Source organism: Pseudomonas sp. CBZ-4 (assembly GCF_000346755.1).
Taxonomy (GTDB): domain Bacteria; phylum Pseudomonadota; class Gammaproteobacteria; order Pseudomonadales; family Pseudomonadaceae; genus Aquipseudomonas.
The window spans coordinates 16,273-30,245 of sequence record NZ_ANNV01000027.1 but is presented as its reverse complement, the minus strand read 5'-3'; the positions used below and the strand labels follow the sequence as shown (position 1 = coordinate 30,245).

The 13,973-nt window shown below is 60.9% G+C and carries 14 protein-coding genes; 8 read left to right on the top strand and 6 right to left on the bottom strand.

The features are described from left to right. Positions 1-13: 13 nt before the first annotated feature. Positions 14-727 carry a UTRA domain-containing protein gene (locus B348_RS0103735; protein WP_017734819.1) on the bottom strand — a complete coding sequence of 238 codons (714 nt, stop codon included), beginning with the start codon at positions 725-727 and terminating at the stop codon, positions 14-16. A 352-nt stretch (positions 728-1,079) separates the two neighbouring features. Here B348_RS0103735 and B348_RS0103730 point away from each other — a divergent pair, with 352 nt between their 5' ends. The 6 genes from B348_RS0103730 (at position 1,080) to B348_RS0103705 (ending at position 6,424) form a co-directional block, all read left to right on the top strand. Continuing rightward, positions 1,080-2,156 (top strand): ABC transporter substrate-binding protein, encoded by a 1,077-nt coding sequence (locus B348_RS0103730; RefSeq protein WP_017734818.1) that lies wholly within the window; start codon positions 1,080-1,082, stop codon positions 2,154-2,156. A 171-nt stretch (positions 2,157-2,327) separates the two neighbouring features. Next, on the top strand, positions 2,328-3,134 hold the full coding sequence (locus tag B348_RS0103725) for an alkaline phosphatase family protein (protein ID WP_017734817.1): 807 nt from the start codon (positions 2,328-2,330) through the stop codon (positions 3,132-3,134). Next, positions 3,131-3,967 carry an ABC transporter permease subunit gene (locus B348_RS0103720; RefSeq protein WP_017734816.1) on the top strand — a complete coding sequence of 279 codons (837 nt, stop codon included), beginning with the start codon at positions 3,131-3,133 and terminating at the stop codon, positions 3,965-3,967. Before B348_RS0103725 ends, B348_RS0103720 begins: the two co-directional genes overlap by 4 nt. After that, positions 3,954-4,754 (top strand): ABC transporter permease, encoded by an 801-nt coding sequence (locus tag B348_RS0103715; RefSeq protein WP_017734815.1) that lies wholly within the window; start codon positions 3,954-3,956, stop codon positions 4,752-4,754. The genes B348_RS0103720 and B348_RS0103715 overlap by 14 nt, the downstream gene beginning before the upstream one ends. Further along, positions 4,751-5,740 (top strand): ABC transporter ATP-binding protein, encoded by a 990-nt coding sequence (locus tag B348_RS0103710; protein WP_017734814.1) that lies wholly within the window; start codon positions 4,751-4,753, stop codon positions 5,738-5,740. The genes B348_RS0103715 and B348_RS0103710 overlap by 4 nt, the downstream gene beginning before the upstream one ends. Before the next feature lie 30 nt (positions 5,741-5,770). Beyond that, entirely contained in the window at positions 5,771-6,424 is a 654-nt protein-coding gene (locus tag B348_RS0103705) for an HAD family phosphatase (protein ID WP_017734813.1), read from the top strand. A gap of 145 nt (positions 6,425-6,569) precedes the next feature. Here B348_RS0103705 and B348_RS0103700 read toward each other — a convergent pair whose 3' ends face one another. Continuing rightward, a complete protein-coding gene (locus B348_RS0103700; RefSeq protein WP_017734812.1) occupies positions 6,570-7,532 on the bottom strand; it encodes a zinc-binding dehydrogenase in 963 nt (320 codons plus the stop codon). A gap of 138 nt (positions 7,533-7,670) precedes the next feature. Between B348_RS0103700 and B348_RS0103695 the strand changes: the two genes are divergently transcribed. After that, complete coding sequence (locus tag B348_RS0103695) at positions 7,671-9,752, top strand: carboxy terminal-processing peptidase (RefSeq protein ID WP_177325310.1); 2,082 nt, start codon at positions 7,671-7,673, stop codon at positions 9,750-9,752. Positions 9,753-9,870: 118 nt separating this feature from the next. Further along, entirely contained in the window at positions 9,871-11,637 is a 1,767-nt protein-coding gene (locus B348_RS0103690) for a bifunctional diguanylate cyclase/phosphodiesterase (protein WP_017734810.1), read from the top strand. On the opposite strand, the gene B348_RS0103685 is transcribed toward B348_RS0103690, so the two are convergent. From B348_RS0103685 to B348_RS0103670, 4 genes are all read right to left on the bottom strand, one after another. Continuing rightward, the gene (locus B348_RS0103685) at positions 11,634-12,005 is read right to left on the bottom strand and encodes a hypothetical protein (RefSeq protein WP_005786715.1); all 372 of its coding nucleotides are present in this window, start codon (positions 12,003-12,005) and stop codon (positions 11,634-11,636) included. The two genes, B348_RS0103690 and B348_RS0103685, sit on opposite strands and share 4 nt — an antisense overlap. Beyond that, a complete protein-coding gene (locus B348_RS0103680) occupies positions 12,002-12,343 on the bottom strand; it encodes a helix-turn-helix transcriptional regulator (RefSeq protein ID WP_026136526.1) in 342 nt (113 codons plus the stop codon). The genes B348_RS0103685 and B348_RS0103680 overlap by 4 nt, the downstream gene beginning before the upstream one ends. A 93-nt stretch (positions 12,344-12,436) precedes the next feature. Further along, positions 12,437-12,895 carry a YkvA family protein gene (locus B348_RS0103675; protein ID WP_017734808.1) on the bottom strand — a complete coding sequence of 153 codons (459 nt, stop codon included), beginning with the start codon at positions 12,893-12,895 and terminating at the stop codon, positions 12,437-12,439. Positions 12,896-13,229: 334 nt separating this feature from the next. Continuing rightward, positions 13,230-13,970 (bottom strand): FKBP-type peptidyl-prolyl cis-trans isomerase, encoded by a 741-nt coding sequence (locus B348_RS0103670; RefSeq protein WP_017734807.1) that lies wholly within the window; start codon positions 13,968-13,970, stop codon positions 13,230-13,232. Positions 13,971-13,973: the final 3 nt, after the last annotated feature.

The following is a 13,973-nucleotide window of genomic DNA, read 5'->3' as shown; positions in this document are numbered from 1 at the left end:
CTCGCCACAGGGGTCACACCACATCCACGCCGACGTGGATCGCATCATGCCGCCAGAACTCCAGGTCGCAGTCGATCAAGCGCTGGTGCTGGTCATAATTGACCCGGGCGATGCGCAAGCCCGGGCTGCCCACCGACACGCGCAACGTCGCGGCCGCCTCCACCGGCAGTGACGTCGGCACGATTTCAAAGCGCACCCGCCCGTAGTGCAGGTCGTACTTGCGGGCATACAGCTCGGTCATCGACTGGTTCAGGTCGCAGTCCAGGATCCCCGGAAAATACTGCGGGTTCAGGTAGTGCTCCACATACAACACCAGGCGCCCGTCGATCCGCCGGCCCCGGCAGATCTGGATCACACTGGACAACGCCGGCAACTGCAACCACGCACACACCGCCGCCGACGCCGGCTGCAAGCGCGCCGAGATCACTTCGGTGGACGCCACGCGCCCCTGGTCGCTGACCATGGCGTGAAAGTGGCTACGCTGCATCAGGTTGTAGGCCAGCCGTGGCGGCGAGACAAACCAGCCACGGCGCTCTTCGCGATAGATCTGGCCCTGGGCCTCCAGTTGTAACAAGGCTTCCCGCACGGTAATCCGGGTGGTACCAAACAACTCGCTGAGCTTGCGCTCGGCCGGGAGTTTGCTGGCGGGCGGCAACAGGCCGTGGTCGATCTGCTCTTGCAGCGCCAGGCCGATGGATGTCACCGCCTTGATTGCCTCATCACGCATCAACGTTACCTATCTGGACTAGACCAGCACCGTTCGGGTGCATAAACCGCGCTGTATTCGGGCTGTTGCGGTTGCCTGCCAGCCTAGGCATTGCAGATGACCGACAGATGACAGTCCGTGTCGCCCCCGCGCAGAACACCCTGCAATACATCGGCCAAGTCCAATCAATGCGGGCACTTGGGCATGGTCTACGCTCAGACAGCGAGTCGCGACATCCGCGATTTAAAAACGACATCGACATGAAACTGTCATCCACCGGGCCTAGATTGGCTCAGGTATTGCTGACCTAGACCAATACCACCGCAAACGTTCATAAAAAACGCCGCGTTGAAAACGCCCAAAGGAGCTTCGGATGAAACAGCTTTTCCTGGCATCACTGTTAGGCTCGACCATTGCCATGTGCACCGCCGCCATGGCCGCTGATACCGATCTAAAAACCTTGGAAGCCGCCGCGAAAGCGGAAGGCGCCGTCAACAGCGTCGGCATGCCCGATGACTGGGCCAACTGGAAAGGCACCTGGGAAGACCTGGCCAAGACCTACGGCCTCAAGCACATCGACACCGACATGAGCTCGGCCCAGGAAATCGCCAAGTTCAAGGCTGAAAAAGACAACGCCAGCGCCGACATCGGCGACGTCGGTGCGGCCTTCGGCCCGATTGCGGTGAAGCAGGACGTCACCCAGCCGTACAAACCGTCCACCTGGGCCCAGGTGCCGGATTGGGCAAAAGACAAAGACGGTCACTGGGCCCTGGCCTACACCGGCACCATCGCCTTCATCATCAACAAGAAGCTGCTGCACGGATCCGAAGTGCCTACCAGCTGGGCCGACCTGCAAAACGGCAAGTACAAAGTCTCCATCGGTGACGTAGGCACTGCGGCCCAGGCGGCCAACGGTGTACTGGCAGCGGCCATCGCCAACAAAGGCGACGAGAAGAACATCGCACCTGGTTTGCAGTTCTTCACCAAGATTGCCCAGCAAGGCCGTCTTGGCGTGAACAACCCGACCATTCAAACAATGGAAAAAGGCGAAGTCGAAGTGGGCATCGTCTGGGACTTCAACGGCCTCAGTTACAAAGCCAAGATGGCCAACCCGGATGACTACGTGGTGCTGATCCCGTCGGATGGCTCGGTGAAATCCGGCTACACCACCATCATCAACAAACACGCCAAGCACCCGAACGCCGCCAAGCTGACCCGCGAATACATCTTCAGCGATGCCGGCCAACTCAACCTGGCGAAGGGCAATGCGCGCCCGATCCGCGCCGAAACCGACCTGAAACTGCCGGCCGATATCGCCAAGAACCTGATCCCGGGCGAGCAGTACACCAAGGCCAACCCGCAGCCGATCAAGGATGCCGATGCCTGGGAAGCGACCTCCAAGAAGCTGCCACAACTGTGGAACGAGCAAGTCATCGTAGAGATGAAGTAACAGACCTGAAATGCGGTCAGTGTGGGAGCTGGCTTGCCTGCGATAGCGGTGTATCAGTCGACATAAATGCTGAATGTCAGACCGCTATCGCAGGCAAGCCAGCTCCCACAAGTTGATCCGGTTGTGTCAGAGAGATTGAGTCAAGCCTACTGTTGCGGAGCACCTCCCCCCATGAAGCACAATGTCATCCTTGTCGTGCTCGACGGCCTGAATTTCGAGGTTGCCCGGCACGCCATGGGGCACTTGCAGGCCTATGTCGGCGCAGGACGCGCAGCCCTCTACAAGCTGGAATGTGAACTGCCCGCCCTGTCCCGCCCGCTGTATGAATGCATCCTCACCGGCGTGCCACCGATCCACAGCGGCATCGTGCACAACAATGTCTCGCGCCTGTCCAACCAGCGCAGCATTTTCCATTACGCCACCGACGCCGGCCTCACCACGGCGGCGGCGGCTTACCACTGGGTCAGCGAGTTGTATAACCGCACGCCCTTCGTCGCCGCCCGTGATCGTCATACCGACGACAAGGCGCTGGCGATCCAGCACGGGCATTTCTACTGGAATGACCACTACCCGGACTCCCACCTGTTTGCCGACGCCGAAAGCCTGCGCCGCACACACACGCCGAACTTCCTCGTGGTGCACCCGATGAACATCGACGACGCCGGCCACAAGCACGGCCTCGACACCGCGCAATACCGCAACAGCGCGCGCTCGGCCGACATCATCCTGGCCGACTACCTGCAAGCCTGGCTCGACGCCGGCTACCAGGTGCTGGTCACCGCCGACCATGGCATGAACAACGACCGCTCCCACAATGGCCTGTTGCCGGAGGAACGCGAAGTCCCGCTGTTTGTCCTCGGCGACGCGTTCAGCCTGGACGCCGGGGCCGCGCCGAAACAGACCGAACTCTGCGGCACTGTCTGCGAACTGCTGGGCGTGCCCCACGACAAACCGGTGTGCCGGGAGTTGTTGAAATGACCCGTGGCAAATGGCTGGCGCTGTTGTGCCTGGTGCCTTTCGCGTTGTTCTTTATCGTGTTCGAAATCGCTCCGCTGGCGTGGGTACTGATCAACAGCCTGCAAACCGAAGAGGCCGGCTGGGGCCTGGAAAACTTCGTGCGCATCTTCAGCTCGAAGTTCTACCTGCAAGCGATCCAGTACAGCCTGGAGATCAGTTTCTACTCCAGCGTCTTCGGCATCATCATCGCTACCCTCGGCAGCTACTCGCTGCGCCGGGTCGATTCGCCGCTGCGCAACTTCGTCACCGCCTTTGCCAACATGACCAGCAACTTCGCCGGTGTGCCCCTGGCCTTCGCGTTCATCATCCTGCTGGGCTTCAACGGCAGCATCACCATCATGCTGAAACAGGCGGGGATCATTCAGGACTTCAACCTGTACTCCAAGACCGGCTTGATCATCCTCTATACCTACTTCCAGATTCCGCTGGGCGTGCTGTTGCTCTACCCGGCCTTTGATGCGTTGCGCGAGGACTGGCGGGAGTCGGCCGCGCTGCTCGGTGCGAGTGGCTGGCAGTTCTGGCGCCATATCGGCTTGCCGGTGCTCACGCCGGCCTTGCTCGGCACCTTTGTGATCCTGCTGGCCAATGCCCTCGGCGCCTACGCCACGGTGTACGCGTTGACCACCGGCAACTTCAACGTGCTGCCGATCCGCATCGCGGGCCTGGTGTCCGGCGACGTGTCCCTCGACCCGAACATGGCCAGCGCCCTGGCCGTGGTGCTGGTGGCGCTGATGACCGTGGTCACCGTGGTCCATCAACTGCTGCTCAAGAGGAGCTACCATGTCTCGCGCTGAAGCCGGCCCGGCCGCCCTCTACCATCGGGTGGTGGTGTGGCTGTTGTTTGCAATCCTCGTGCTGCCCTTGGTGGGCACCTTCGTTTATTCCATCGCCAGTAGCTGGTCGGCAACCATCCTGCCCGCCGGCTTTACCGTGAAATGGTACGTGCAACTGTGGAGCGACCCGCGCTTCCTGATGGCCTTCGGGCAGTCGTTGCTGGTGTGCGTGGGGGCGCTGATCCTGTCGGTGGTGCTGATCCTGCCGCTGCTGTTCGTGGTGCACTACCACTTCCCCAAGCTCGACGCGCTGATGAACATCCTGATCCTGCTGCCCTTCGCGGTGCCGCCAGTGGTGTCGTCGGTAGGCCTGTTGCAACTGTACGGTTCCGGGCCGTTGGCGATGGTGGGCACGCCATGGATCCTCATCGGTTGCTACTTCACCGTGGCGTTGCCGTTCATGTACCGGGCGATCACCAACAACCTGCAGGCCATCAACCTGCGCGACCTGATGGACGCCTCCCAACTGCTCGGCGCCAGCACCTGGCAGGCGGCGATCTTCGTCGTGCTGCCGAACCTGCGCAAAGGCCTGATGGTGGCGCTGCTGCTGTCGTTCTCGTTCCTGTTCGGTGAGTTCGTGTTTGCCAACATTCTGGTAGGCACCCGCTACGAAACCCTGCAGGTGTACCTCAACAACATGCGCAACAGCAGCGGCCACTTCACCAGCGCCGTCGTGATTTCCTACTTCTTCTTTGTGCTGGTGCTGACCTGGGCCGCCAATATCTTGAACAAGGACAAAAGCCAATGAGCTTCGTCAGCGTCCAACACCTGCAAAAAGGCTACGCCGGCACCCCGGTGTTCAGTGATATCAACTGCGAGATCGCCAAGGGCGAGTTCGTCACCCTGCTCGGCCCGTCCGGTTGCGGCAAGTCCACGCTGCTGCGTTGCATCGCCGGGCTGACCTCGGTGGACAGTGGGAAAATCCTGCTGGATGGCCAGGACATCGTCCCGCTGAGCCCGCAGAAACGTCACATCGGCATGGTGTTCCAGAGCTATGCCCTGTTCCCCAACATGACCGTGGAACAAAACGTCGCCTTTGGCCTGCGCATGCAGAAGGTCAACGCCGACGACAGCCATCAGCGCGTGCAGGAAGTGCTGCAACTGGTGGAACTCAAGGACCTCGCCAGCCGCTACCCGCACCAGATGTCCGGCGGCCAGTGCCAGCGCGTGGCCCTCGCCCGTTCCCTGGTGACGCGCCCGCGCCTGCTGTTGCTGGATGAACCGCTGTCGGCGCTGGATGCACGGATTCGCAAGCACCTGCGTGAACAGATCCGCCAGATCCAGCGCGAGCTGGGGCTGACCACGATCTTTGTGACCCATGACCAGGAAGAAGCCCTGACCATGTCCGACCGCATCTTCCTGATGAACCAGGGCAAGATCGTGCAGAGCGGCGATGCCGAGACGCTGTACACCGCGCCAGTGGACGTGTTCGCGGCCGGTTTTATCGGCAACTACAATCTACTGGACGCCGACAAGGCCAGCCTGCTGCTGCAACGCCCGATCAACAGCCGTATCGCGATTCGCCCGGAAGCCATCGAACTGAGCCGCAACGGCGAGCTGGACGCCCTGGTGCGCAGCCACAGCCTGTTGGGCAACGTGATCCGCTATCGCATCGAAGCGCGCGGCGTGGAACTGGTGGTGGACGTGCTCAACCGCTCGGCCGACGACCTGCACCCGGACGGGCAACGCCTGGCACTTTCCATCGACCCAAGCGCCCTGTGTGAAGTAGCCTGACGCAACGTTTTATTTCAGAGAGCATGACGGATGGCATTGGTAATTTTCGATCTGGACGACACCCTTATCCACGGCGACTGCGCCACCCTGTGGAGTGAGCAGATGGGCCGCCTGGGCTGGGTGGACCCGGAATCGTTCATGCGCAAGAACAGTGAGCTGATGGCCGCCTACAGCCGGGGCGAACTCAAGATGGAAGACTTCATGGATTTCAGCCTGGAGCCGATGATCGGCCGCACCCCGGCGGAAATCGAACACCTGGTAGAGCCCTGGGTCGAGGACGTGATCGAGCCGCTGATCTACAGCGATGCCACCAAGACCATCGCCCGCCATCGGGCCAATGGCGACCGGGTCCTGGTGATCTCGGCATCAGGCGTCCATCTGGTCAAGCCGATTGCGGCGCGGATCGGCATTGATGAAGTGCTGGGGATTGAACTGGACGTCAGCCATGGCGTGTACAGCGGGCGTACCGTGGGGGTGCTGACTTACCGTGAAGGCAAGATCACGCGTTTGCTGGAATGGTTGGCGCAGGAAGGTGAGACGTTGGAGGGGGCGTATTTCTATTCGGATTCGCGCAATGACTTGCCGTTGCTGTTGAAGGTGGATCATCCGCAGGTGGTGAACCCCGACCCCGTATTGCGTGCCCATGCCGAGCAAGCCGGCTGGCCAATCCACCACTGGATCTGATCACCCTCCCCCTTGAATTGAAAACCCAATCAACTGTGGGAGCTGGCTTGCCTGCGATAGCGGTGTGTCAGATGAAGAATTCTTCACTGATGGACCGCTATCGCAGGCAAGCCAGCTCCCACATTGACTGCATTTCAAGTTGAAATCAGGTCAGGCTTTCATCGACCACCAACACAAGCTTCCCGGAAATCTGGTTGGTCGCCAGCTCGGCAAACGCCGCCTCGGCATCCTTGATCGGGAAGGTCTTGGCCAATTGCGGGCTCAGGCGCCCTTCAACAAACAACGGCCACACATGCTGGCTCAAGTCACTGAACAGGTCCGCCTTGAACTGATCGCTGCGGCTACGCAAGGTCGAGCCCAGTAACTGCACGCGCTTGCCCAGCACCTGCGCCAGGTCGAGCTTGGCCTCGCGCCCCCCCATCAAACCGATCAACACCCAACGACCGTCCAGGGCGAGCAGCTTGAGGTCCAGCGCCGCATAGTCGCCACCCACCGGGTCGAGGATCACATCGAACGGCCCGAAATCCCGCAGCCCTTCAATCCCATCGGTACGCACCACCCCGCCCTGGGCGCCCAGGGCCTCGCAGTAGGCCAGGCGCTCGGTCGAGCCGACGCTGACCCAGCACGGACTGCCAAACGCCTTGCACAGCTGGATCGCCGCCGAGCCCACGCCACTGGCGCCGGCATGCAGCAACACTTTCTCACCCGGCTTGAGGCCCGCCAGCTGGAACAGATTCAGCCACGCCGTGCTGTACACCTCCGGCAACGCCGCCGCTTCGAGCAGCGACAAGCCTTCCGGCACCGGCAGCACATGGCGTGCGTCCACCACCACTTCTTCGGCCATGCCGCCGCCGGCCAGCAGCGCGCAGACACGGTCACCGACTTGCCAGGACGAGCCCGCGCCCACTTCGCTGATCACCCCGGAACACTCCAGGCCCAACACGGCGCTGGCACCCGCAGGCGGCGGATACAGCCCCGCACGCTGTAATAAATCGGCGCGATTGAGGCCCGCTGCCGCCACACGAATGCGAACTTGGCCTACATCACAGGTAGGACTGGGTTCTTCCAACCACGCCACGTGACCGTCAACGCCTTGCAATGCTTTCACAGTGCCTCCATAGTGAGTCTGGACTGAGCCCGTAGCTGTATCGCCGGGCTTTTTGCATTATGCGACCGGACCATATGGAACCGGCTCCCTCAAAGACGGCCTAATATGCGTTATCAATTGCCCCCGCGTCGAATCAGCATGAAGCATTTGTTCCCCAGCACCGCACTCGCTCTTTTCATTGGTCTCGGCTTCGCGTCGATGTCGACCAATACGTTCGCAGCCAACAGCTGGGACAACCTTCAGCCGGATCGCGATGAGGTGATTGCCAGCCTTAACGTTGTCGAGTTGCTCAAGCGCCATCACTACAGCAAGCCGCCGCTCGACGACGCTCGCTCAGTGATCATCTACGACAGCTACCTCAAGCTGCTGGACCCGTCGCGCAGCTACTTCCTGGCCAGCGATATCGCTGAGTTCGACAAGTGGAAGACGCAGTTCGACGACTTCCTCAAGAGCGGCGACCTGCAACCCGGCTTCACCATCTACAAGCGTTACCTGGACCGCGTCAAAGCGCGTCTGGACTTCGCCCTGGCTGAGCTGAACAAAGGCGTCGACAAGCTCGACTTCACCGAGAAGGAAACCCTTCTGGTGGACCGCAAGGACGCCCCTTGGCTGACCAGCACCGCCGCCCTCGACGACCTGTGGCGCAAACGCGTCAAGGACGAGGTGCTGCGCCTGAAGATCGCCGGCAAAGAGCCCAAGGCGATCCAGGAACTGCTGACCAAGCGCTACAAGAATCAACTGGCGCGCCTGGACCAGACCCGTGCCGAAGATATCTTCCAGGCTTACATCAACACCTTCGCGATGTCCTACGACCCGCACACCAATTATCTGTCGCCGGATAACGCGGAAAATTTTGATATCAACATGAGTCTGTCCCTGGAAGGCATCGGTGCCGTCCTGCAAAGCGACAATGACCAGGTGAAGATCGTGCGCCTGGTGCCGGCAGGTCCGGCGGACAAGACCAAGCAGGTCGCCCCGGCTGACAAGATCATCGGTGTGGCCCAGGCCGACAAAGAGATGGTCGATGTGGTCGGCTGGCGCCTGGACGAAGTGGTCAAGCTGATCCGTGGGCCGAAAGGCAGCGTGGTGCGCCTGGAAGTGATTCCGCACACCAATGCACCCAACGACCAGACCAGCAAGATCGTGTCCATCACCCGTGAAGCGGTGAAGCTCGAAGACCAGGCCGTGCAGAAGAAAGTCCTCAACCTCAAGCAGGATGGCAAGGACTACAAGCTGGGCGTGATTGAGATCCCGGCCTTCTACCTGGACTTCAAGGCCTTCCGCGCTGGCGACCCGGACTACAAGTCCACCACCCGCGATGTGAAGAAAATCCTGACAGAACTGCAGAAGGAAAAAGTCGACGGCGTGGTCATCGACCTGCGCAACAACGGCGGCGGTTCCCTGCAGGAAGCCACCGAGCTGACCAGCCTGTTTATCGACAAGGGTCCAACCGTGTTGGTACGCAACGCGGACGGCCGTGTCGATGTGCTGGAAGACGAGAACCCGGGTGCCTTCTACAAAGGCCCGATGGCGTTGCTGGTCAACCGTCTCTCGGCCTCGGCTTCGGAGATTTTCGCCGGTGCCATGCAGGATTATCACCGCGCGCTGATCATCGGCGGCCAGACCTTCGGCAAAGGCACCGTGCAGACCATCCAGCCGCTGAACCATGGCGAGCTGAAGCTGACCCTTGCCAAGTTCTACCGGGTTTCCGGGCAGAGCACCCAGCACCAGGGCGTGCTGCCGGACATCGATTTCCCGTCGATCATCGACACCAAGGAAATCGGCGAAAGCGCCCTGCCGGAAGCCATGCCGTGGGACACCATCCGCCCGGCAATCAAGCCGGCGTCGGACCCGTTCAAACCGTTCCTGGCACAGTTGAAGGCTGACCACGAGACGCGCTCCGCCAAGGATGCCGAGTTCGTGTTTATCCGCGACAAGCTGGCCCTGGCCAAGAAGCTGATGGAAGAAAAATCCGTGAGCCTCAACGAAGTGGATCGTCGCAAGCAGCATGCCGACATCGAAAATCAACAGCTGGTGCTGGAAAACGCGCGCCGCAAGGCCAAGGGCGAAGACCCGCTCAAAGAGCTGAAGAAAGAAGATGAAGACGCGCTGCCAACCGAGGCGGACAAAACCAAGCCGGAAGACGACGCCTACATGGCGGAGACAGGCCGGATCCTGCTGGACTACCTGAAGATCAGCAAACAGGTGGCCAAGCAGTAAATGATGGCAATTTAATGTGACCGCTCCCCGAGCTGTCATCATATAGACATCATTCTGTCGTGAAATAAAGGACCGCTGGCTTACCGCCCGCGGTCCTTTTTTTTCGATCGAGATCGCCATGACCATGACCGAACAGCTGAATGCATTGGGCTCAATCCTGGCTCAAGGCAGTTTGCACAGCCTGTTCCAACCGATCATCTGTCTGTCCGAACGGCGCATCCTTGGCTATGAAGCCCTCAGCCGCGGCCCATCCAACAGCCCGCTGCACTCCCCCGTCGCATTGTTCTCGGTGGCCAACCAGGCGGGGCGCCTCAGCGAACTGGAAATGGCCTGCCGCGAAAGTGCGTGCCGGCGCTTCAGCGACCAGAAGCTGCCGGGCATGCTGTTCCTCAATGTCTCGCCGGAATCCCTGATGGAGACCGCGCACCAGCCGGGGCGCACCCTGCAATTGCTGCGCGACTATGGCATTGCGCCAAGCCAGGTGGTGATCGAACTCACCGAGCAGACCCCCACCGACGATTTCGACCTGCTGCAAACCGCGCTGCATCACTACCGCAACATGGGTTTTTCGATTGCCCTGGATGACCTCGGCGCCGGCTATTCCAGCCTGCGCCTGTGGTCGGAGCTGCGCCCGGATTACGTGAAGATCGACCGGCACTTTATCGACGGCATTCACCAGGATGCGCTCAAGCGCGAGTTTGTCGGCTCGATCCTGCAAATCGCCAAGGCGTCGCGTGCCCAGGTGATTGCCGAAGGTATCGAGTTGCCGGAGGAGCTGGCGGTGTTGACCGAGATGGGCGTGGACCTGGTGCAAGGCTATCTGCTCTGTCGTCCCCAGGAACATCCGCCGCAGGAAGCGCGCCTGATGCTGCCCAAGCCCGACAATACCAACGCAGCCCTGAGCGACGAAGGCAGCGACCTCAGCGCCCTGCTCAACGAACAGCCGGCCGTGGATCAGGACACCGCCACCGCCCAGGTCCTGGAAGCCTTCCGCCGCCAGGCCAACCTCAACTCGCTGGCGGTGCTGGACGGGCGCGGCCACCCGGTGGGCATCGTCCATCGGCATTCGCTGTCGGATGCGCTGCTCAAGCCGTTCGCTACCGACCTGTTTGCGCGCAAGCCCATCAGCCGCTTGATGAGCAATGACTTTCTCGCCGTGGAATTGAGCCAGTCGCTGCAACAGGTCAGCCGCCTGCTGACCAGCCGCGCGCGGCAGCGTATCGAAGAAGACTTCATCATCACCCTCAATGGCGATTACCTGGGCCTGGGCCGGGTGATCGACGTGCTCAAGCTGATCACCGAGCTGAAAATCCAGCAGGCGCGCTACGCCAACCCGCTGACCTTGCTACCCGGCAACGTGCCGATCCAGCAGTGCCTGACGCGGCTGCTGCAACAGCAGCGGGAATCGGTGATCTGCTACGTGGATATCGACAGCTTCAAGCCGTTCAACGATATCTACGGCTATGGGCGTGGGGATGAGGTGTTGCTGTGCCTGGCGCAGTGCCTGAACGACCGGGTCGATCCCAGCCGCGACTTTGTCGGGCATATCGGTGGCGATGACTTCTTGCTGGTGCTGGGGCCGCAGGATTGGCGCAAGCGCCTCAATCAACTGCTGGATGACTTCCACACCCAATGCCGGCGTTTCTACCGCGCCGAGCACCTGGACGCCGGTTGCTTCGTGGCACTGAACCGCCAGGGCGTGCGCCAGGAGTTTGCCTTGCTGTCACTGTCCATCGGCGTCGTGCATTTGTATCCACAGGCCTGTGGACAACTCGATGCCAGCCAGTTGGCAGAGTTGGCGTCGCAGGCCAAACACCATGCCAAGGACGTGGCCGGCTACAGCATCCACGTGATCGACAGCATGGACGCAGTGCCGCAGGTTTAGGCCTCGGCCGATTCCGGGTACTCGTACTCGAACACCCGCACCACTTCCGACGCGTGCCAGGACGCGGCGGCCACGCCGTCGGACGGCCCGCTGAAGCGCCCCAGGCGCTCCACGCACTCAAAAAAACCGGTGCGCGGCAGGCGGCTCGCGCCTTGGCTGATCACCAGGGAACTGCGCAACGGCTGCTCGGCCTTGGCGTCCAGCGCCGCCAGGTGTTCCAGCGCCGCAGCCAGGGTTTGCATGGCCGGCGTGGGGAACTGCAAGCGCTCCAGCAACGCGCGGTACGTCAGCAGATGGCGCTGGCGGCGCGCCTGGTCCAGTTCGTTGAGTAACCCATCCCAGTGTTGACGGCTGATACGTAGGCTCAAGATTCATCCCTCCAACCTGCAACGCCCAATTCCCAGGCCAGGCTGCGGCGGATCGCGGCATCCGGCTGGCGTTCACCACTTTCGATCAATCCAAGGTACGACGGGCTGATGCCCACGGTGCGGGCCAGCGTCTCAATCGCCAGGCCCTTGGCTTCGCGCAAGCCGCGCAGGTCTGCGAGCGGGCGCAAGTCCTGGGCCGGTGCGGCTTGGGCAGGAGAAACAGGAGGAGGTGTGACGGGTTGTTGCTGACCGGCAGCTTTTAGCAGCGCCTGGTACTGGTCCCATGGCAACACCGCGTATTCGGGTGCGCCATCGCGTGAAATTATCTGAATATCCATGACTGCCCCGTAGGATAACAACACTTACTAAGTAAGCTCTTTCCTTAGGAGTGTAATCCTAACAGTCACAAAGGTCGTAGGGGGATATAACCATCATTGGTTTTTTTGCGGGTTTTCCCTGGCCAGCAGCGCCGGCGTCGCAGGCAGCCGCTCAACCACCGCGAGCTTTTCCGGGCGCTGCGCCTCACGCCAGGCACGAAAGGCGCTCAGTTCGCCGTCCAGGGTCTTCATGACCCATGCCAGCACGGCAATGTCGTCGAGCATGCCAAACATCGGGATAAAGTCCGGGATCGCATCGATCGGGCTGAGGAAATACATCAACCCCGCCACCACCGAGATCAGCGCCTTCGGGCTGATGGCCCGGTATTCGCCACGCCAGTAGGCCAGGCACAAGGCCTGGAGCAACTTGAGATCATCCTTGAGCTTGCCCAGGCGATTGCCCTGGCTTGAGCCCTTGGCGGCGACCGCGAAGAGCAGCGTAGGCAAACGCCCACGGCCCAGCAGACGTGCGGCCATGGGCAGGAAGCGGGTGAAATTGAAGGGTGGTTTCATCGGTCACTCCAGTTCCAGGCCAACAGAAATGTTATCCACACAAATTGTGGATAACCTTGTGAACAGAGCCTGTTTTGCAGGCTGAAACGCCCGTACTACAAGGCTTTCAGTCAGATCGGGCATTTTTTGCGCACATAAAAAAAACCCAATATTTCATTGACTTGATGTTGCTGTGCGGCTACCCACACCGGGACGTTATATCAGACTGTTGCCTGCTACAGACGTTCGCTCGGATCTGTGGGAGCTGGCTTGCCAGCTCCCACAGGTATAAATATGCACCTCCCAGAAACAACAACGCCCCGTCGAGACGGGGCGTTGTGTGTTCAGGCGCCGATTACTTCTTGGCGGCTGGTGCAGCAGGTGCCTCAGGGGCTTCAGCCTTGGCTGGGTCCTTGATGGCCAGCAATTCCAGGTCGAACACCAGCACGGAGTTGGCTGGAATCGCCGGGCTCGGGCTCTGCTCGCCGTAGGCCAGGTCGGACGGAATGTACAACTCGACCTTCTCGCCCACGTGCATCAGTTGCAGGCCTTCGACCCAACCCGGGATCACACCGCTGACCGGCAGGTCAATCGGGCTACCGCGATCCACGGAGCTGTCAAAGGTGGTGCCGTTGGTGAGCTTGCCGGTGTAGTGAACAGTCACCACGTCAGTCGGCTTAGGCTGTGCGCCGTCGGCTTTCTTGGTGATCTTGTACTGCAGACCGGAAGCGGTGGTGACGACGCCGTCTTTCTTGGCGTTGTCTTCGAGGAACTTCTTGCCGGCGGCTGCCGACTCCTGGCTCATCTTGGTCATGCGTTCTTCAGCACGCTTTTGCAGTGCGGCAAACGCTTCAACCAGTTCGTCGTCTTTGAGCTTCTGCTCTTTCTTGCCGACGGCGTCTTCGATGCCTTGGGCTACCGCTTTGGAGTCCAGGTCATCCATGCCTTCTTGAGCCAGGCTCTTGCCCATGTTCAGGCCGATGCCGTAGGAAGCTTTCTGCGCCGGGGTTTTCAGCTCTACGCTGGTCTGCGAATCACAACCCGCAAGTACCAGGCTAACCAGGGCCACCGCCGCCGCCAACCGATGCTGTTTCATGCT